The sequence below is a fragment of the Pseudomonas sp. FW305-3-2-15-C-LB1 genome, from assembly GCF_058787615.1.
Map to the genome: position 1 here is coordinate 1 of NZ_JBYSZX010000001.1, position 18,075 is coordinate 18,075.

The 18,075-nt window shown below is 60.1% G+C and carries 17 protein-coding genes and 1 rRNA gene; 9 read left to right on the forward strand and 9 right to left on the reverse strand.

Annotated elements, in window-relative coordinates; all coding sequences use genetic code 11:
- The first annotated feature begins 171 nt into the window (after nucleotides 1–171).
- The 4 genes from rrf (at nucleotide 172) to AC3WP7_RS00020 (ending at nucleotide 4,012) form a co-directional block, all read left to right on the forward strand.
- Nucleotides 172–287 (forward strand): 5S ribosomal RNA (gene rrf / locus AC3WP7_RS00005).
- Between the two features lie 159 nt (nucleotides 288–446).
- A complete protein-coding gene (locus AC3WP7_RS00010) occupies nucleotides 447–1,106 on the forward strand; it encodes a paraquat-inducible protein A (protein WP_092240492.1) in 660 nt (219 codons plus the stop codon).
- On the forward strand, nucleotides 1,093–1,716 hold the full coding sequence (locus AC3WP7_RS00015; protein ID WP_071490979.1) for a paraquat-inducible protein A: 624 nt from the start codon (nucleotides 1,093–1,095) through the stop codon (nucleotides 1,714–1,716). The genes AC3WP7_RS00010 and AC3WP7_RS00015 overlap by 14 nt, the downstream gene beginning before the upstream one ends.
- On the forward strand, nucleotides 1,709–4,012 hold the full coding sequence (locus AC3WP7_RS00020) for a PqiB family protein (RefSeq protein WP_092240494.1): 2,304 nt from the start codon (nucleotides 1,709–1,711) through the stop codon (nucleotides 4,010–4,012). The genes AC3WP7_RS00015 and AC3WP7_RS00020 overlap by 8 nt, the downstream gene beginning before the upstream one ends.
- Nucleotides 4,013–4,073: 61 nt before the next feature.
- On the opposite strand, the gene mksF is transcribed toward AC3WP7_RS00020, so the two are convergent.
- From mksF to mksB, 3 genes are read right to left on the reverse strand one after another with little or no spacing between them, the layout of a single operon-like run.
- Nucleotides 4,074–6,914 (reverse strand): Mks condensin complex protein MksF, encoded by a 2,841-nt coding sequence (gene mksF / locus AC3WP7_RS00025; protein WP_102591654.1) that lies wholly within the window; start codon nucleotides 6,912–6,914, stop codon nucleotides 4,074–4,076.
- Nucleotides 6,911–7,618 (reverse strand): Mks condensin complex protein MksE, encoded by a 708-nt coding sequence (mksE, locus tag AC3WP7_RS00030; protein ID WP_016974932.1) that lies wholly within the window; start codon nucleotides 7,616–7,618, stop codon nucleotides 6,911–6,913. Before mksE ends, mksF begins: the two co-directional genes overlap by 4 nt.
- On the reverse strand, nucleotides 7,608–8,885 hold the full coding sequence (gene mksB, locus AC3WP7_RS00035) for an Mks condensin complex protein MksB (protein WP_071490983.1): 1,278 nt from the start codon (nucleotides 8,883–8,885) through the stop codon (nucleotides 7,608–7,610). The genes mksE and mksB overlap by 11 nt, the downstream gene beginning before the upstream one ends.
- Nucleotides 8,886–9,072: 187 nt before the next feature.
- On the opposite strand from mksB, the gene AC3WP7_RS00040 reads away from it, so the two are divergent.
- Nucleotides 9,073–9,819: an energy transducer TonB gene (locus tag AC3WP7_RS00040; protein WP_093512590.1), complete on the forward strand. Its 747-nt coding sequence runs from the start codon at nucleotides 9,073–9,075 to the stop codon at nucleotides 9,817–9,819.
- Complete coding sequence (rimI, locus tag AC3WP7_RS00045; protein WP_093512588.1) at nucleotides 9,812–10,264, forward strand: ribosomal protein S18-alanine N-acetyltransferase; 453 nt, start codon at nucleotides 9,812–9,814, stop codon at nucleotides 10,262–10,264. The genes AC3WP7_RS00040 and rimI overlap by 8 nt, the downstream gene beginning before the upstream one ends.
- Nucleotides 10,265–10,381: 117 nt before the next feature.
- On the opposite strand, the gene AC3WP7_RS00050 is transcribed toward rimI, so the two are convergent.
- Nucleotides 10,382–10,747, reverse strand: a complete 366-nt coding sequence (locus AC3WP7_RS00050) for a serine kinase/phosphatase (RefSeq protein ID WP_102591653.1) — start codon at nucleotides 10,745–10,747, stop codon at nucleotides 10,382–10,384.
- A 154-nt stretch (nucleotides 10,748–10,901) separates the two neighbouring features.
- On the opposite strand from AC3WP7_RS00050, the gene can reads away from it, so the two are divergent.
- On the forward strand, nucleotides 10,902–11,546 hold the full coding sequence (gene can, locus AC3WP7_RS00055) for a carbonate dehydratase (protein WP_010213394.1): 645 nt from the start codon (nucleotides 10,902–10,904) through the stop codon (nucleotides 11,544–11,546).
- On the opposite strand, the gene AC3WP7_RS00060 is transcribed toward can, so the two are convergent.
- The 4 genes from AC3WP7_RS00060 to AC3WP7_RS00075 all read right to left on the reverse strand — a co-directional run bounded on the left by AC3WP7_RS00060 (nucleotide 11,543) and on the right by AC3WP7_RS00075 (nucleotide 15,618).
- Complete coding sequence (locus tag AC3WP7_RS00060; RefSeq protein ID WP_102591652.1) at nucleotides 11,543–12,064, reverse strand: SET domain-containing protein; 522 nt, start codon at nucleotides 12,062–12,064, stop codon at nucleotides 11,543–11,545. The genes can and AC3WP7_RS00060 overlap by 4 nt on opposite strands.
- 147 nt (nucleotides 12,065–12,211) lie before the next feature.
- Nucleotides 12,212–13,381: a hypothetical protein gene (locus AC3WP7_RS00065; protein ID WP_102591651.1), complete on the reverse strand. Its 1,170-nt coding sequence runs from the start codon at nucleotides 13,379–13,381 to the stop codon at nucleotides 12,212–12,214.
- 122 nt (nucleotides 13,382–13,503) lie between these two features.
- Nucleotides 13,504–15,204 (reverse strand): acid phosphatase, encoded by a 1,701-nt coding sequence (locus AC3WP7_RS00070; protein ID WP_102591650.1) that lies wholly within the window; start codon nucleotides 15,202–15,204, stop codon nucleotides 13,504–13,506.
- A gap of 93 nt (nucleotides 15,205–15,297) precedes the next feature.
- Nucleotides 15,298–15,618, reverse strand: a complete 321-nt coding sequence (locus AC3WP7_RS00075; protein WP_092240512.1) for a hypothetical protein — start codon at nucleotides 15,616–15,618, stop codon at nucleotides 15,298–15,300.
- Between the two features lie 255 nt (nucleotides 15,619–15,873).
- On the opposite strand from AC3WP7_RS00075, the gene AC3WP7_RS00080 reads away from it, so the two are divergent.
- On the forward strand, nucleotides 15,874–16,164 hold the full coding sequence (locus AC3WP7_RS00080) for a nucleotidyltransferase family protein (protein WP_076955290.1): 291 nt from the start codon (nucleotides 15,874–15,876) through the stop codon (nucleotides 16,162–16,164).
- The gene (locus AC3WP7_RS00085; protein WP_093529290.1) at nucleotides 16,161–16,505 is read left to right on the forward strand and encodes a HepT-like ribonuclease domain-containing protein; all 345 of its coding nucleotides are present in this window, start codon (nucleotides 16,161–16,163) and stop codon (nucleotides 16,503–16,505) included. The genes AC3WP7_RS00080 and AC3WP7_RS00085 overlap by 4 nt, the downstream gene beginning before the upstream one ends.
- Before the next feature lie 36 nt (nucleotides 16,506–16,541).
- Here AC3WP7_RS00085 and AC3WP7_RS00090 read toward each other — a convergent pair whose 3' ends face one another.
- Nucleotides 16,542–17,960: a short-chain fatty acid transporter gene (locus AC3WP7_RS00090; RefSeq protein ID WP_092240514.1), complete on the reverse strand. Its 1,419-nt coding sequence runs from the start codon at nucleotides 17,958–17,960 to the stop codon at nucleotides 16,542–16,544.
- Nucleotides 17,961–18,075: the final 115 nt, after the last annotated feature.

Here is an 18,075-nt window from a genome sequence, read left to right on the forward strand (position 1 = left end):
CGTGAGGCTTGACCATATAACACCCAAGCAATTTGACTACTCTAACGAGCATCAGATTGCGGTGTGTGAAGACGAAATGAACCGAAAGTTCGACGTTCACAAAACACCGAAAGCTGTCACATACCCAATTTGCTGAAGCGAGGCCGAGGCCGCGACTCAGTACCCGAATTTCTTGACGACCATAGAGCATTGGAACCACCTGATCCCATCCCGAACTCAGCAGTGAAACGATGCATCGCCGATGGTAGTGTGGGGTTTCCCCATGTGAGAGTAGGTCATCGTCAAGATTAAATTCCAGAACCCCTGATTGCTAACGCAGTCAGGGGTTTTGTTTTGGGCGGTCGGAAACTCAAGCACTACCTACCCCACGACAAATTTGCACAGTTATTTCTGAACCAGAGCACTAGAATAGGCACCTAACCATTTTTAGAGCCAGAGCCCTATCTATGCCTGATCCGGCTGATGCCCTAGAGCTATCGGATTTACCACTGGACGACCTGGTGGCATGCCATGAGTGCGACTTGCTGATGCGCAAACCGGTGCTCTCCCTCGGCGAAAAAGCCCAATGCCCGCGTTGCGGTTATGAGCTTTACGCTCACCGCCACAATGTCGTTGAGCGAAGTCTCGCCTTGGTGCTGGCTGCACTGTTGCTGTATATACCCGCGAACTTTCTACCCATCATGCAGCTCAATCTACTTGGGCAGTCCTCCGAGGATACCGTGTGGAGCGGCGTTGTCGGTCTGTTCGATACCGGCATGCAAGGCGTCGCCGCCGTTGTGTTCCTGTGCAGCATGGGCATCCCATTGCTCAAGCTGATTTGCCAGTTGGCAGTACTGCTCAGCATCCGTTGGAATATCGGCCGCAGTTATGGACTGCTGTTGTACCGCATCTACCACCACATGAAGGATTGGGGGATGTTGGAGGTCTACTTGATGGGGGTGCTGGTGGCGATCGTAAAACTCGCCGATATGGCGTCCATCACCATTGGCCTGGGCTTGGTCTGTTTTATCAGCCTGCTGATGGTTCAAGTACTGCTTGAGGTGGTGATGTCGCCCCACCAGATCTGGCAAGCGTTGTCAGGAGAGGATGATCATGCGGGCGATTGATGCAGGCATTCTGATTTGTACCGAATGCCACGAATTGAACAAACAGGACACTGATAGCGATGAGCAGCTGTGCACGCGTTGTGGTGCGCTGGTCCATGCCCGCCGCCCCAACAGCCTCACCCGCACCTGGGCACTGCTGATCACGGCGGCCATCTTGTATATTCCAGCCAATGTGTTGCCCATCATGACCATCAATAGCCTTGGTCAGGGTGATCCCAGCACCATCATGGCGGGCGTGATCCAGCTGGTGCAGCATGGTATGTACCCCATCGCTGCCGTGGTGTTCATCGCCAGCATCCTGGTGCCGACGTTCAAGCTGGTCGGCATAGGTCTGCTACTGTTCTCGGTGCAGCGTCACCAACCGTTGTCCGCGCAACAACGCATTGTGATGTACCGCTTTATCGAATTCATTGGCCGCTGGTCCATGCTGGATATCTTCGTGATCGCCATCCTGGTGGCGGTTGTAAATTTTGGGCGACTTGCCAGTGTCGAGGCCAATCTCGGCGCTGCGGCGTTCGCCAGTGTGGTGATCTTGACGATGCTTGCCGCAGTAACTTTTGATCCCCGACTGATTTGGGATAACACGGAGTCGGACGACGACCATGAGTGATTTGCCAAAAGCTAAAACCCGCCCCGCCTCCAATTGGTCGGCCATTTGGGTGTTACCTCTGATTGCCCTGATCATCGGTGGCTGGCTGGGGTGGCGTGCCTATTCTCAACAGGGCATCGATATCCAGGTGCGCTTTGAGAGTGGCGAAGGTATCCAGGTCAACAAAACGGAAGTGGTCTACAAAGGCATGCCGGTGGGCAAGGTCAAGGCCCTGGCCCTGGATGACGAAGGTAACAATCGCGGGGTGATTGCTACCATCGAGATGAACAAGGATGTCGAACAGTACCTGAAGACCAACACGCGTTTCTGGCTGGTCAAGCCGAGTGTCAGCCTGGCCGGCATCACTGGCCTGGAAACCCTGGTGTCGGGCAACTACATCGCCGCCAGCCCTGGTGACGGTGAGCCCACGCGCAAGTTCAAGGCGCTCTCCGAAGAGCCCCCCTTGTCCGACGCCAAGCCCGGCTTGCACCTGACCATCAAGGCTGACCGTCTGGGTTCGCTGAACCGTGGCAGCCCGGTGTTCTACAAGCAGATCCAGGTGGGCCAGGTCAAAAGCTACCTGCTCTCCGAAGACCAGAGCACCGTCGAGATCAAGGTCTATATCGAACCGACCTACGCCAGCCTTGTGCGTAAACACACACGTTTCTGGAACGCCAGCGGCATCAGCATCGATGCGAACCTCTCCGGCGTGAAAGTGCGCAGCGAATCCCTCTCAAGCATCGTTGCCGGCGGTATCGCCTTCGCCACGCCGGAGAACCGCAAGGACAGTCCGCCTACGGACCCAAGTCTGCCATTCCGCCTGTACGAAGATTTCGACGCCGCTGCGGCCGGAATCAAGGTCAAGGTCACACTCTCCGACTTCGAAGGCCTGCAGGCTGGCCGCACTCCGGTGATGTACAAAGGTATCCAGGTCGGCAGCTTGAAAACGCTGAAGATCAATCCGGACCTTTCCAGTGCTAACGCCGAGCTGACCCTCGATCCCCTGGCTGAAGATTACCTGGTACAGGACACTCAGTTCTGGGTGGTCAAACCGTCTATTTCCCTGGCGGGTATCACAGGGCTCGAAGCCTTGGTCAAAGGGAACTACATCGCCATTCGCCCGGGGGACAAAGGGACGCCTCCACAGCGTGAGTACGTCGCACGGGCCAAGGCGCCACCGTTGGACCTGCGTTCCCCTGGCCTGCACATGGTGCTGTTCACCGACAACCTCGGTTCCCTGGATGTCGGCAGTCCGATCCTCTACAAACAGGTCAAGGTGGGCTCGGTGCAGAGCTACCAGTTCTCGCGCAAGAACAAGCAGTTGGTGATCGGCGTCCACATCGAGAAGGAATACGAAAACCTGGTCAATGGCTCGACGCGCTTCTGGAACGCCAGTGGTGTCACCCTGACCGGTGGTCTCACTGGTGGAATCCAGGTGAAGAGTGAATCCCTGGCCAGCCTGATGGCGGGTGGCATCGCCTTCGAAACACCCGAGCAGAACGTTCCGCTGAAAAAACGCATCCCGCGTTTCCGCCTGTTTGCCGACCGCGATGCTGCCAACCAGCACGGTACCCTGGTGACCATCAAGGTCGACCGCGCCGACGGCATGCGTCCCGGCACTCCTGTGCGTTTCAAAGGCCTGGACGTGGGCAAGATTGAAAGTGTCGACCTCAGTGCCGACATGCAATCGGTACTGCTCAGTGCGCGTATCACCCAAGTGGCTGACCGCATCGCCCGCGTCGGCAGCCAGTTCTGGGTGGTCAAGCCTGAGCTGGGCCTGATGAAAACCGCCAACCTGGAAACCCTGGTCACCGGTCAATACATCGAAGTGCAACCGGCTGCGAAAAACGCCGGCCCGCAAAAGAGTTTTGTCGCGCTCGCCCAGCCCCCTGAAGCCGCCCATCAGGAAGCCGGCCTGAGCCTGACCCTCAGCGCCGCCCGCCGTGGTTCGCTGAAGGAGGGCGTGCCGGTCACCTACCGCGAAGTCACTGTGGGCAAAGTCACCGGCTACGAGCTGGGGCAAACTGCCGACCGTGTATTGATCCACATTCTGATCGAGCCCAAATATGCCCCGCTGGTCCGTGGCGGGAGCCGGTTCTGGAACACCAGTGGCTTTGGCCTCGACTTCGGCCTGTTCAAAGGCGCCACCGTACGCACGGAATCCCTGGAGACCCTGGTCGCCGGCGGTATCGCCTTCGCCACACCCGATGGCGAGCGCATGGGCAATGCCGCCCGGCCACAGCAAACCTTCCCGCTGTTCGACAAGTTCGAAGATGAGTGGCTGACTTGGGCACCTAAAATCCCGCTCGGCAAATAAGCGCCACAAAAAAGGCCGCGATCCATGAGATCGCGGCCTTTTTGCATTTCAGCGCAGGGCGTCAGACTTCATCCAACTGCGGCTCATCCGCCTGTACATTAACCGTTGCCTTCACCACATCATGACGGCGAATGTACTTCCAGTCCGCCTCATCAATGTAGATCCCATTCGGCCCGCTGCCGCCTTCCAGGTCGATCGCCACCTGGGCGGACACCTGCGGCTTCACACTGGCCAGGATTGGCACAAAGCCCAACTGCAAGCTGGTCTCCAGCAATGCGGCCTGGTTCTTCTCGTCGATATCCGCTGCCTCGTCAAGGTAATACGGCAAACGCACACGCCCGGCCTGGTCGCGGTCCATCAAGTGCAGCAACAGGTACATGTTGGTCAGCGCCTTGATGGTCATGGTGGTGCCGTTGGACGCGGCGCCATCGATGTCAGTATGAATCACCGGTTGGCCATGCACCTTGGTAATCTCGAACGCCAGTTCGAACAAATCCTTCAGGCCCAGCTGGTTGTGGTTGGCCGCTACCAGCCGCGCCAGGTACTCCTTGGCTTCTTCGTTCTTGTTGTCCTGCTCGGCGCTCTGGCTCAGGTCGAATACCGAGAGGGTTTCGCCTTCTTCATACTGACCGGCACTGTGGATGATCTGGTCGATATGCTTGAGCGCTTCCTTATTCGGCGCCAGTACGATGCGGAAGCTTTGCAGGTTGGAGACCTGGCGCTTGTTGATCTCACGGTTGAACAACGCCAATTGATGCTCAAGGCTGTCGTAGTCGCTGCGGATGTTGCGCAGGGTCCGTGCGATATCGGTGACCGCCGCACGGCGGGCCTTGCCGAGTGTCAACGCTTCATCCGTGCGGTGCGCATAAGCGTTGATCAGCAATTGCAGGCGACGCTCAACATCATCCTCGCTGTCGAACTTGGCCACGCCCTTGAGGCGAACCTGGGCGTACAGCGCTTCGATCTGGCCATCGGCGCGCAGCAAACCTTGCCAACTGTCCTGATAGTCATTGAGCAGCGGCAACAGGTTGTCCATGGAATCGTCGATCGGGTCCATGAACGGCGTGCCGAACGGCAGATCCGCCGGCAACAACTGACGGCGACGCAACGCGTCGTCCAGCGTACGTTGCTTGGCTTCCATATCGCCGATCTGGCGGCCCACCAGTTGCAGCTTGGCCGACAGCTGCTGAACGCGCTCGGTGAACGCATCGCTGGAGCGCTTCAACTCATCCTGCGCCGCTTCCATCTGCGCCAGGTTTTCCAGCTTCTCGCCTTCTTCGGCGCTCAGGGTTTGTGCACGGCGGAAGTCTTCAAGGGCCTTTTGCGCATCGAGCACCTGCTGGTACAGCGCTTCGGTCTGCGTCTTGCTCGCGGCACGGTCGGAGGCTACAGCCTGCTGGGTTTTCAACTGCTTGAGTTCTTTTTCCAGGCGTTCCTTCTGGTCACGCAACGCCGCGCGATCTGCCAGGGCCTGCAATGCCGGCGGTTCGATATGGGAGATGTCGATGGACAGCCCCGGCACTTCAAAGCGCTCGCCCTTGAAGCCGTCGAGGATCTGCTCCAGGGATTTGACCCACTGGCCGTCTTCGTCAAGCGTGATGCCGTGCTCGCCCAACGGCAGGCTGAACAGCGAACTGTTGAACAGGCGCATCAGACGCTCGACGTCTTGCTGTGAGAATTCTTCCCGCAGTTTGGCGTAGCTGTTGTTGTCCGCATGGTCGAGCTGTTGCTTGACCGACTTCAAGCGCTTTTCAAGGTCGCGCAAACGCTCGTCCAGATCCTCGGCGCTGAACTGCCGCGACTGCGCCAGGGCGCCGGCCAACTCATCGTGGGCATCCTTGGCCGCCAGCAGTTGCTGTTCCAGCACCTTGACGTCATCCACCAGGGCAAATCGATGCCTGAGCACCGACAACTCGCCCAACCAACGCTGGATACCACTGATTTCCCGCTCCAGGCGCATCAGCTCCTGGGTGCCGCCACGCTGGTCGTTCTGCAGCGCGTCCTGCTCGTTGCGGTAGTGCTCGGCCTGGATCGTCAGTTCTTCCTTGCGTGCACTGGCGTAGTCCGACCAGGTGCCCAGCAACGAATCCAGCAGCGGCGACAGGCGATGCAATTTGCCACGCAGCACGTCGCGCTGGCGAACACCATTGGACAGCGCTTCTACCAGCGGGCCGGCGGCGACCAGGGAGTTGTAGTCCTGCTCCATGCGCCTTACATCGCGGAAGGCTTCTTCGCACGCGGCGATGTAATCGACACTGCCGGAACGCAAGCTGTGTTCGAAGGCATCGAGAAACAATTGCTTGAGCTTGGCCGCAGTGATTTCACGCATGTGCAGCAGGTTGATAAACAGCGCGCGGAAGGTCTTCAGGCTCTGCTCGCTGGTGGAGCGCAGCGGAATCAACGTCAGGTCCAGCGGGATTGACGTATGCCCACCCACCAGCAAGCGACGCAGCTCATCCGGCTTGAGTTCGTAGGCTTTCAGGCCTTCGCGCTCAAGGTTGGTGAACAGCTCCTTCTGACGCAGGCAGGTGTCGTTCTTCTGGTAGTGCGCCAGGTCCAGCTTGCCGGCATAGGCAAAGAACTGGTGACCGAAACCACCGCCCGGGCCGCGCCCGACCACGCCGATCACGTGTGGGCCGTGGGGCAGCGAGACTTCCACGAGGATGTAGCTGGTGTCGGTGGCAAAGTAGAAGCGCCGTGATTGTTCCAGGGTGTACTTGCCGAAACTCATGTCCGACATGCGCGCCAGGATCGGGAACTGCAAGGCGTTGATCGACGCGGATTTACCCAGGTTGTTTGCGCCATATACCGACAGCGGCTCTTCCAGCGGGAACAGACCCAGGCTGTAACCAGCGGTGTTCAATAGGGCGAAGCGGCGGATGCCGTAGCGTTCCTTACTCATGCATCGGTCTCCTGTTCTTCGGCAATGGCGCGGGCCAGGGCGTCTTCTTCGCTTTCATCGGCGAAGTCGCTCAAGTCGAGTGGGTCATCGGTTTTCAGCAATTTCTCATCGCTGTCTTCGTCGATGATCACCGGTGCCGGCAGCGGCAACACGCTGTGCACGCTGGCTGCCAGGTCGCGGTCTTGCTGCACCGACAGGCACACATCCAGGAAGCGGTGCATCGGCGGCAGGAAGCGATAGATGCCGTTGTCTTCGCTGGCAAAACCCAACTGGGTCATACGGCGCATGATTTTTTCTTCGAGTTCTTCCTGGGTCTGCACTTCGGCCTGGATAAACAGGTCGCGGTACTTCTCCAGCAACGACGGCAACTCATCACGGCCCAGGCTGCCACCGTCGAGCACGGCAATCGGGTCGCGGCCCTGGTCGGCCAGGTGCTCGACGATGATGAAGGTGAACAACGCCAGGCGCTGGGCGGTCTTGTTGACCTGCGCGGCCGCCACGGCGGTGTCCGGCACGAAGTAGTAGAAGCCCCGTGTGTCGCACACCAGCTCAAAGCCCAGGGCCTTGAACAGCGTGCGGTACTGGTCCTGGAAGTTCGACAGTTGTGCGTACAGCTCCGGGTCGCGGCGGCTGACGTGGTAACCCTTGAACAGCTCGCGAAAGATCGGCGCCAGCTGGGACAGTTCGGATAGATCAAGATGCATAAGGTGTGCTCGCAGAATTCTCGGCTGCATCAGGGCTGGCCGGGAGCAGGGCGAAGGAGCGCAGGCTGACCTGGTGCTCGTGTGTGTGGTAGTCGCGGCGTTCAAGGCGTTCGCGCTTGAAGCGTTTTTCCCGCGAGAGGCGCGAGAACCAGTACAGCAATTCGTCGGTGGCGCCGTCGGGTTCCTGCTCCAGCAGCCAGGTCATCAGGTCCGGCATCGGCAGCGCGTCTTCGCAGCGCTCGAGCATTTCCTTGACGGTGCGTGGTGCGCGCTGGGCGTCGCCCTTGTGGGACTTGTGCGCCTTGGGAAAACGCGCCGGTTTCGGCTCGAAATTCGCCAGGGCATACACGTAGGCTTCCACCTGGCTGGCACTGCCGAGGAAGGTGCTCTGCGGCCGGGTGAACATCGGCATCGCCGCCTGGGGCACTGCGTCCAGGCCTTTACGGCGAATGGCCGACAACGCCAGCGCCGCACCACGGGTCACGGCGTTGTGCCGACGCGCTTCTTCGCGCAGCGGTAGCAGCAGCTCGCGGGCGTGGCGCAGAGTCAGCTGGGCGCTGGTCTGCATCTCCAGGATGCGCGCGTGGGTGCGCAGCAGCATGTCGTCGTCCACCAGATGGCCGAGACGCTGCTGCTCGGTGAGCATGCGCAACAGCACATTTTCCACCTTGCGCACGCCTTGCTCGAAGGCGCCGTCGGCGTTCACCAGTTGGATCATCGGTTCGACGTATTCGTCCCAGGTCGCGAGGACCTCGGCATAACGCTGGCGCAACGGAATCTGGCGGTCGCTGGTCTTGGCGCGATCGGCCACTGCGGCGAGGGCCTGTTCGTCGTTGGCGAGTTTTTTCAGCACGTCGCGCACGCGCATGTCGAGCAGGCGCAACTGACGGGCCAGGTCGTGGCCATCACGGATATCGAAGGCGTCCTGGATGTAACCGGCCAGGCGCTCGAGGTGGCGCAGGTAGGCTTCGATTTCCAGGCACAGGCCAAGCCGGTGCTCCTTGCGAAGATAGGCCAGGAAGTCATGGATCTGTGCATTGAGCTCGAAGCGGTTCGGGCTCTTGGCAACAGGCACCAGGATATCCAGGCGAATCCACACGTCCAGCAGGCTGGTGATGTCCTGTGGCGTGCTGTCCAGTTGTTGGGCGGCCAGTTGTGCGCGCAGTTCGCCCAGGCTCAGGGTGCCTTGGTCGAAGTGTTCGCACAGTGGCTCAAGCAGGGCCCAGTGTTCGGCGAGGGCGCGCAAGACGCGCTTGGGTTCGATCATTGGAATGGCCGGCGGGTTGGCGATTAAAAGTCGCGATTGTACTGCATCGGACGCGGGATTTATCCACAGCCGGTCAGTACGCAGTGGGCGATTGTTGCCGAACAGCGGTAGAATCCCCGCTCTTTAGTTATCCACAAGTGGCCGAGCTGTGCTTATCGAGTCCCGACGTCGCGCTTACTTGACCGCCATGCAGGTGGTCAACTGGCTGCCCCGCACCGAACTGCCGTTTGCCGCGCCGTCGCGGCCCGAGCTGTTGCAGGCGCTTGAGCCCTATGAGGCGTTCGAGTCTTCGGGCGAGGAGGCGGCTGCGCCGGTGGCGGTGGTCAAGCCCACGCCGGAGACGCGACCGGTGGTCGAGCGCGCCAAGATCGAAGTGCCGCGCCCCGTGCCGGTGACCAAGACCGCCAAGGTGGTCGAAGAGGCGGCCCCGGTGGTCAAGGCCCCGGTGGTGCCGCCACCGCGCTTTGCCCTGCAATTGCTGCGCGCCGGGCGCTGCCTGCTGCTGGTCGAGTTACCCACCGGCGAACGTTTCCAGACCCGCGACCCTGCCTACATGCTGCTCAAGGACATGCTGCGCGCCGCCGGCCTGCCCGACAGCCCGCAAATCGTCGGCGACCCGGTGCGCTGGCCGCTGCTGGTGCGTGGCAACATGGATCAAGGCCCCGAGGCCGCACGGGATTTCGTGCAAGGTTTTGTGTCGGCGCGCCTGGAAGACGAACCCTGCGCGTGCCTGTGGCTGATCGGCTTGCCCGCTGTGCGTTTTGCCGGCGAGGCCAATGCCGAAGCCTGGTACCGCGAGCTGCAGGTCGAAAGCCTGGGCTTGGTGTGGGCTCTGCCGGGCCTGGAATTATTAATGGAAGAGCCACAGCGTAAGGCTGATGTCTGGCAAGCCATGCGCCGGCTGATGGCGCGCTGGAAAACAACCGATGAGTGAGGCTTTATCCTTCCGCCCGATGACCGAGGCCGACCTCGACGCCGTGCTGAAAGTCGAATACGCGGCTTTCAGCCACCCCTGGACCCGTGGGATCTTTCTCGATGGGCTGGGCAAGTACCAGATCTGGCTGATGTTCGAAGGTGAGCAGCAGGTGGGGCACGGCGTGGTGCAGATCATCCTCGATGAGGCGCACCTGCTGAACATTACCGTCAAACCGGAAAACCAGGGGCGCGGCCTGGGGCTGGCGCTGCTGGAGCACTTGATGTCACGTGCCTACGCGGCCAATGCGCGGGAGTGCTTCCTGGAGGTGCGCGACAGCAATACCGGCGCGTTTCGCCTGTATGAGCGCTATGGTTTCAACGAGATCGGCCGTCGCCGGGATTATTACCCGGCTGTCGGTGGCCGCGAAGATGCGGTTGTCATGGCCTGCACCCTGGTCGACTAAATACATAGCCCCATTGTGGGAGAGGGCTTGCCCCCGATGGCGGTGTACCAGGCACCTTATCAGTCTGACATGCCGCTATCGTGGGCAAGCCCCCTCCCACCTGTAGGACACGTTTTGTCAGCGGTTACCGTCTACTGGATCAATATCTGCCAATTCGGCCTCATCCAGGCCATTGCCCCCACCGATCTCATCCTCATCGACGACACTCAGGTCCCAGTCCGCCGGTTCGCCTTCGCCCGCTTCCTGAGCATCCCTTGCTCCATCTTCATGGATCAGCGTTTCAGGGCTCAAGTCATCGTCCGTCGCTTCATGGTCTTCGGTCGAAGCCCCAGTCAGCCCGGCCTCCCGCACCCGTTCGTCGCCGATATGCGTGGTGGGCGCGTCTTCGTCAAAATCGAGCTCGCGCATCGAGCCCATGCGATCTTCATTGTCATCAATCGGTTCGGGCTGTGCAGCGCCGTAGGGACGTCGTGATTCAGTCATGGCCAATCCTCATACTGTGGGGCTTATAGTGTGTGGACAGGCTGCGCGGCCTAAAGATTCAAGCTAATTCATGCTTGTTATTCGCCGGCAGGGCGTGACCTGGACGTGGGGTTGTCAGTCACAAAACTGCGCATCATTCCTGAGGCTTTCCCTGATGAACGAACTACAAGACCTGCTTGATAACAACGAACGCTGGGCGGACGCGATCAAACAGGAAGATCCCGAATTCTTCGCCAAGCTCGCCCGCCAGCAAACCCCGGAATACCTGTGGATCGGCTGTTCCGATGCCCGCGTACCGGCCAACGAGATCGTCGGCATGCTGCCGGGTGATCTGTTCGTGCACCGTAACGTGGCCAATGTGGTGCTGCACACCGACCTCAATTGCCTGTCGGTGATCCAGTACGCGGTGGACGTGCTCAAGGTCAAACACATCCTGGTCACCGGTCACTATGGCTGCGGCGGCGTGCGCGCCTCGATGCAGGACCGTCAGTTCGGCCTGATCGACGGCTGGCTGCGCACCATTCGCGACCTCTACTACGAGAACCGCGACCTGCTGGCCCAATTGCCCACTGAGGAAGAGCGCGTCGACCGTCTCTGCGAGTTGAACGTGATCCAGCAAGTGGCCAACGTCGGGCACACCAGCATTGTGCAAAACGCGTGGCACCGTGGGCAGAGCCTGTCGATCCATGGCTGCATCTACGGCATCAAGGACGGCCGCTGGAAGAGCTTGAACACCACCATCAGTGGTTTCGAGCAACTGCCACCGCAATACCGCCTGCGTCCGCTGGGCGAAGCCTAAGAGCGTTTACGGTCGCGCCACTGGGCCATGAACGCCTGCCCCTCGGCGTTCAATGGTTCATTGCGACCGGTAATCCAGCCCCGGCAGTTCAATTCGCCGCATTGGCAGGCGAACTGCCGGAACAGCACGTCTTCGGTCATGGCGTAATCCACGGTCAGCAGGGTGTCGGCCTGGATTTCGTGCAACGTCCAGACCTCCAGGTAGTGCAAGTCGAGAAACACGTTCGGTTTGCACGAATGCGACAGCAGGCCACTGAACCAGCAGTCGTAGAGGTGGATACGCGAAGATAACTGCACCGTGTGCAGGCGTCTTTCGCTCAGGGCGTGGCCTGAGATCTTGGCGATGCACACACGGCTGTCAAAGGCCACGCGCGCCTTGACTCCCGCGCCCACCCCTTGAATGTTGTGCACCGCCTCGAATTGCCTGTCCGTTGGGTAGCCTTGTCCGAGCGTGGACTTGAAAGGGTAAAGGCAGTCACTCATAGCGGTTTTAGCCTTATCCATGGCCTGAGTTTTCATAACTCTCCTGGTTTAGGCTGCATCGACCTGCGGGTGGTGGCTGACTACCAGTCTTGCAGCGGATGGGCGCGGCTCAAGACTCGCCGAACATGGACCTGATTTCTACTGTCAATGTTGACAGTAGAAATCGGCTGTTTTTTGTGCAATTTACAGCACCGGCGCGCTGATCGTCGGGAGTGGTGCTGCATTGCGCAGCTGTTTCAATTGGGTCTTGATGGTTGGCGTGGCGCATTTGGCATTCGCATCTTCCGGGGATAGATTGCGCACCGAGGTGTAGAACAGTTCGCACGTCTGCTCCTTGCGGGTGACTTGCCAGGTAGTCGTGCACGCCTTGAGCAGTACGTTCGGATCGCTCGCGGGTTTCTGGCCCATCCCGGCCTGCCAGCAGGCGGCGCTGAGATCCTGGCCCATCACCTTCAAACCGGCTTCGTCGGCTTTCTGCTCGTTGCCGTCGTAGGTGTCGGGGCTCGCCGCATACCAGATGTAACTGGGGTGGTTGGCACCCAACACCGAAACAGTTTGGCCTGCGGCGGGGCTGATCTGCGCCAGGCCCAGCACTGCCACGGTCTGCCCGTATTGTTGCTTGATCCAGCTGCGCACCGGCGCGCCGAACGCCACCATGGGCAATGCCCCTTTGGCGGACAGGCTCAACTCCCGGACCATGCGCGTCTGGTAATCGGTGAAGTAGCTGTAGACGGTTTCCAGGTCCTTGCCCGCATTGGACGGCGCGGCGATGGGGGCGATATCGATGATGGTCTGGTAGGCCGGCGTTTCGGTGGCCGGGATGCCATTCTCCGTGAGCAAGGTGGCCCAGCGGTCGGTGGTGGCCGATTCAAGGTAGTCCTGGGCCCGGGTCAGCGAGTATTCCGGCGGGAAGTGCAGCAGCTCGATGCTCTTTCGATTGTCCAGGGCCATGCCCAGCGGCAGGAACAGGTACCAGTTGTAGGCCCACTTGCCATCGCTGTTGAGCTTGCTCGCGCCTTGATAGGCCAGGTCAGCGGTATTGAGCAAGCTGGTCAGCGGTTGGCCATAATTGTCCGGCACGCCGCTGAAGGTCGCCGAAACCTGCCCGTCATGGGTTTTGACGCTGACTTTCGCCCGGGTGTACCCATCCCGTTGCAGGCTCTGATTCAGGTAATGCTCGGCAGTCTGTTCCAGCGTCCAGGGTCGAAAGCAGATTACGTTACAGTTGTTGGGGAAAGCGAACAGCTTGGTCACACGCTGCGTGCTCCCCAGCGGTACATCGACATCGGCCTGTACGACCGCACTCGCCATCAGTGCGGCCAGGGTGAAGGACAGCCTGGTTGGTTTGAACATTGTTATTTCCTTGTCAGCGAAAGCCCGTCTGCGCGGGGTGAAAGCCCACCTCCACACAGTAGCGGCTGACCAGGAAAACCGCGTGCTAATTCAACGGGCATGTCGCTATTGGATAAGAAAACCTACACGCTGAACTGCAAAGCGTTGCTCAAGTCGCCCATGGGTTTCTGACCGCGGGCGATCATCGCGTCATCGCGCTGCTTGAGGCCGTCCAGAGTCTCGAGCTGGAACACCCGTGTGATCAAGCGCAGGATCGACCCGGTGTCGTATACCGTATGGTCCACCGTGCCTTTGCGGGCGAACGGCGACACCACCAGCGCCGGAATCCGCGTGCCAGGCCCCCAGCGGTCGCCCTTTGGCGGTGCCACGTGGTCCCACCAGCCGCCGTTTTCGTCGACGGTCACCACCACCACCATGTTTTTCCACTGCGGACTCTCTTGCAGCACCTTCAAGGCACGGGCGATATGGCGGTCGCCAGACGCCACGTCGGCATAGCCCGCGTGCATGTTCAGGTTGCCCTGGGGTTTGTAGAAGGTCACGGCGGGCAGCTGGCCGGCCTGGGCGTCGGCGAAGAACTTGTTGGTGCTCGACTCGTCCCCCAAACCGCCATCGCGCAGGCGTTTGTCGCGCTCGACGCGGTTCTCGGGGCCCTGCTGCTTGAAGTAGTTGAACGGCTGGTGGTGATACTGGAAGTTCGGGATTTTTGGAATGCCGCCCGAATCCTTGAACTGGTCCAGCGTCGCTTGCCAGGCGCCGGCGTACCACGCCCAGTCGACGTTCTTCTTCGACAGCTTGTCGCCGATGTGTTCGTGGGTTTGCGGCACCAGCACGTTGGGCAGGTCAGGCTTGGAATAGTCCGGGTTTTCCGGGTCGCGGATCCAGGTCGGCCAGTACGGCGGAGCCAGGGTGTTCACGCCGTAGCCATCCGGGGTCAGCGCGCTGGGGCCGAACTGCGGCGGGCCGGTCATCGCGCTGGCGGGGGACTTGTCCAGGGGCTTGAGGCGCGGGTCGGTGGGGTCATCGCTTTGCAGCGTGGCGATCTGCGCCTTGGCCACCGATTGCGCGGCATTCGGGTAAAACGGCGCGGTGGCGCTGATCAGGTATTGATGGTTGAGGAACGAGCCACCAAACGCCCCCTGGAAGAAGTTGTCGCAGAGCACAAACTCCTTGGCCACGTCCCACAGGCGCAGGGAATAACGGCTCTGGGCGTAATGACCCATCACCAGGCCGCCGGAGTCGGCCCAGGCGACGAAGTTGTCGTTCTTGCCGCCGTTGATCTGCATCTGGTTCTGGTAGAACACGTGCCACAGGTCACGGGTGACCAGGCTCAGCGGCAGGTCTTCGGCGTTCGGGCCCTTGAGGGCGAAGGGCGCGTTGGGCAGGTTTTCCTGGAATTGCACTTCGCTGGGGTAGGTCACCCCGTCCACCGTTTGCGGGCCGACTTGCAGCACACCACCCCAGGTTGGAGGTAGGGTCGTCAGCAGGCTGCCATCGCGGTCACGCTGCTGCGTGTCAGCGGCGGATAGCGCCGACAGCGGTTTCTCAACACCCGGGAAGTCCGCAAACAGGTTGTTGAAACTGCGGTTTTCGGCGTAGATCACCACCACGGTTTTCACCTGCTCACGCAAGGCCTTGTCCAACTCTTGCGGCGTCAGCGGCCGCGCCACTGGTTTACCCGGTGCTTCGCTGGTATTGCCGCAGGCACTCAAGGTTGCGCCAACCCCCAGCACCGCCGCGCCCCCCAGGAAACGCCGACGGCTGGTGTCGACTGGCGGTTGGGCTGCGGAATCGGGGGAAGGGCGGTCTTCGTGCTCGTCGCTCATTGCGGGGAGTCCTTGGCGAGGTGTTGCAAGATATTTCGCAGGACGGTAGCAATGCAATGTGACGGAACGAAGACAGTGATTTGAATCAGCGGATCACAGCAGGCGCAGCGCCAACTCGCTGCCGGCGCGCAAGTACTCCACCTGCGCCGTCACCGCGTCCTTGACGATGGCCTCGCCTGTGTCGGTCAGCCTGGCCTTCTTTGCATCGACAACAGTGGTCTGCAACAACTGCATGGCCACGTCGATCGATTTCTGGAAGGCGGTCACGTTGTTGTGCAGGCCGAACTCCTTGATCACCGCGTCCATGCGGCGATCTGCGTCGTCGCGCAAGGTCCTGTATTCAGCGACTGAAACGTTGCCGTCCTGGTAAATATCAGTGATCAACTCTTCCAGTGATTTGGATAGGGGCGTCATCGGAGTTCCTTGTTGCTAGGTGAGTAGGAGTCCGAGTCAGGTTAATCAAAGGTATTGGTGGGTGAAGCCAGAGATTGCCATTCATCCGCGTGAGATAAGCCCACGCGTTCGATCAGACATGTGCCGTGTTTATAAGGATCAAATGTTTGGGCAGTATCGAGTCTCTTGGTAACACCGCAAAGCGCCGTATGCATGTGTCTACAGACGGTCAGCGCTGCTAGACTGGACCTGCAATGGATACCACTGAGGTGAACCGTGAAACCTTCAACCGCCCTTGACCTACAGCGAGCCGCCGTCAGAGAAGTGGTAGGCCGTTTTCGCATCTCAAATCCGAGAGTATTTGGGTCTGTATTACTGGGTACCGACCAAGAGGGCAGCGATCTGGATTTGCTGGTCGATGCTCCGCCGGGAACCACTCTTTTTGATCTTGGTGGGCTGCAGGTAGAACTTGAGGATCTGCTTGGCGTAAATGTGGATTTACTGACGCCGGCCGATTTGCCTTTGACGTTTCGCGCAAAAGTCTTGGCCGAGGCGCGGCCGGTATGACAACGAACCGTCTTGAGGATTATCTGAGTCACATCCGCAGAGCTGCCACTGATGCGATCACCTTTGTTGATGGCTTGGGTAAAGAGGTTTTTCTGGAAGACAAGCGTACTCAGCAAGCGGTGATCATGAGCCTGATCATCATTGGTGAAGCTTCGACGAAAATCATGGACCAGTATCCGGATTTTGCGTCAAGTCACCCGCAAGTCCCATGGCGTAGCATGCGCGGAATGCGTAACCGAATTGCCCACGGTTATTTCGATATCAACCTTGATGTGGTTTGGGACACGATCCAGAGCGCCCTGCCTGATCTATTGGAATGTTTTCCTGTTGCGCCTGAATGAAGCACCTGTTGCAGCAACAGATGCTTCATCCATTGGTCAGGGCATTACCGGCGGCAAATACTTCAACGTCGTCCCCAGCGCCCACAGCAGGAACAACACCAGCGGCGTGTGCACCAGCAACTGCACGAACGAAAAGCCAATCAGGTCCCGCGCTTTGAGCCCCAACACCCCCAGCAGCGGCAGCATATAGAACGGGTTGATCAGGTTTGGCAGCGCCTCGGCGGCGTTGTAGATCTGCACCGCCCAACCCAGGTGGTATTGCAGGTCATTGGCCACTTGCATCACGTATGGCGCTTCGATGATCCACTTGCCGCCGCCCGACGGGATAAAGAAGCCCAGCACCGCCGAATACACGCCCATCAGCAGCGCGTAGGTGTCATGGGAGGCGATGGAGGTGAAGAAGGTGGAGATATGGTGCGCCAGGGTCTGGCCGTCGCCACCCTTGACCACGGTCATCAGCGCGGCGATCGAGCCGTACAGCGGAAACTGGATCAGCACGCCGGTGGTGGTCGGCACCGCACGCGCCACCGCATCGAGGAAGCTGCGCGGGCGCCAGTGCAGCAGGGCGCCGGTCATGATGAACAGGAAGTTATAGGTGTTCAGCCCTGAAATGGCACTGATCGCCGGTTTGGTCGAGAACTCATGGAACAGCCAGCCGGCCGCCAGCAATGCCAGCAGAATGGTCAGCAAGGGGCTGTGCTCGAGCCACTCACCCGGGCGGGCGGGGGCTTGCAGTTTGGGCAGGTTGAACGCCGGGTCGACCCCACAGGCCTTGGCATCGCGGGCGCTGTTCGGGCCGGGTGCGGTGGCGTAGGCGATGATCAGCGACACCACGATCAATGCCAGCAACAGCACGCCGGATTGCCACAGGAAGATGGTGTCGGTGAACGGGATTACTCCCGTGATCGACAGAATCGACGGCGGCAGGCTGGCCGGGTTGGCCTGCAACTGTGCCGCCGATGACGACAACCCCAACGCCCACACGGCGCCGAGCCCCAGATACGCCGCCGCACCGGCAGCACGGTAATCCATGCGCAGATCCGTGCGACGCGCCAGCGCCCGCACCAGCAAACCGCCAAACACCAGGGACAAGCCCCAGTTCAGCAACGAGGCGACCATCGAGATCAGCGCCACCCAGGCCACGGCCGAGCGGCCATTCTTTGGGATACGCGCTAGGCGGTCGATCAGTTTCACGGCGGGCGGCGAGCTGGCGACGACATAACCGCCGATCACCACGAAGGCCATCTGCATGGTGAACGGGATCAGGCTCCAGAACCCATCACCAAAGGCCTTGGCGGCCTCGGTCGGTGCGGCGCCCATACCCAGGGTCGCCACGGCAACGATGATCACCGCAAGGGCGGCGAATACCCAGGAGTCTGGAAACCAGCGCTCGGCGAAATTGGAACAACGCAGGGCAAATCGGGCATAGCGGCTTTCTTCGATAGCATCGGCCATGAGTCTTTCCTCTTATAGTTATTAGGGTGCAGGCGATTTTCCGGCATGTTCCGCTACGGCCATTGATATGGGAATGCAGTTATCTTCATCGATCCATGAGGAAAACAAATATATC

Coding starts and splice junctions, on each gene's coding strand:
- AC3WP7_RS00090 (WP_092240514.1), bottom strand. CDS start 17,960: ATGGCCGATGCTATCGAAGAAAGCCGCTATGCCCGATTTGCCCTGCGT.
- AC3WP7_RS00075 (WP_092240512.1), bottom strand. CDS start 15,618: ATGACGCCCCTATCCAAATCACTGGAAGAGTTGATCACTGATATTTAC.
- AC3WP7_RS00085 (WP_093529290.1), top strand. CDS start 16,161: ATGACAACGAACCGTCTTGAGGATTATCTGAGTCACATCCGCAGAGCT.
- AC3WP7_RS00040 (WP_093512590.1), top strand. CDS start 9,073: ATGCAGGTGGTCAACTGGCTGCCCCGCACCGAACTGCCGTTTGCCGCG.
- rimI (WP_093512588.1), top strand. CDS start 9,812: ATGAGTGAGGCTTTATCCTTCCGCCCGATGACCGAGGCCGACCTCGAC.
- AC3WP7_RS00070 (WP_102591650.1), bottom strand. CDS start 15,204: ATGAGCGACGAGCACGAAGACCGCCCTTCCCCCGATTCCGCAGCCCAA.
- mksE (WP_016974932.1), bottom strand. CDS start 7,618: ATGCATCTTGATCTATCCGAACTGTCCCAGCTGGCGCCGATCTTTCGC.
- mksB (WP_071490983.1), bottom strand. CDS start 8,885: ATGATCGAACCCAAGCGCGTCTTGCGCGCCCTCGCCGAACACTGGGCC.
- can (WP_010213394.1), top strand. CDS start 10,902: ATGAACGAACTACAAGACCTGCTTGATAACAACGAACGCTGGGCGGAC.
- AC3WP7_RS00015 (WP_071490979.1), top strand. CDS start 1,093: ATGCGGGCGATTGATGCAGGCATTCTGATTTGTACCGAATGCCACGAA.
- AC3WP7_RS00050 (WP_102591653.1), bottom strand. CDS start 10,747: ATGACTGAATCACGACGTCCCTACGGCGCTGCACAGCCCGAACCGATT.
- AC3WP7_RS00020 (WP_092240494.1), top strand. CDS start 1,709: ATGAGTGATTTGCCAAAAGCTAAAACCCGCCCCGCCTCCAATTGGTCG.
- AC3WP7_RS00065 (WP_102591651.1), bottom strand. CDS start 13,381: ATGTTCAAACCAACCAGGCTGTCCTTCACCCTGGCCGCACTGATGGCG.
- mksF (WP_102591654.1), bottom strand. CDS start 6,914: ATGAGTAAGGAACGCTACGGCATCCGCCGCTTCGCCCTATTGAACACC.
- AC3WP7_RS00060 (WP_102591652.1), bottom strand. CDS start 12,064: ATGAAAACTCAGGCCATGGATAAGGCTAAAACCGCTATGAGTGACTGC.
- AC3WP7_RS00010 (WP_092240492.1), top strand. CDS start 447: ATGCCTGATCCGGCTGATGCCCTAGAGCTATCGGATTTACCACTGGAC.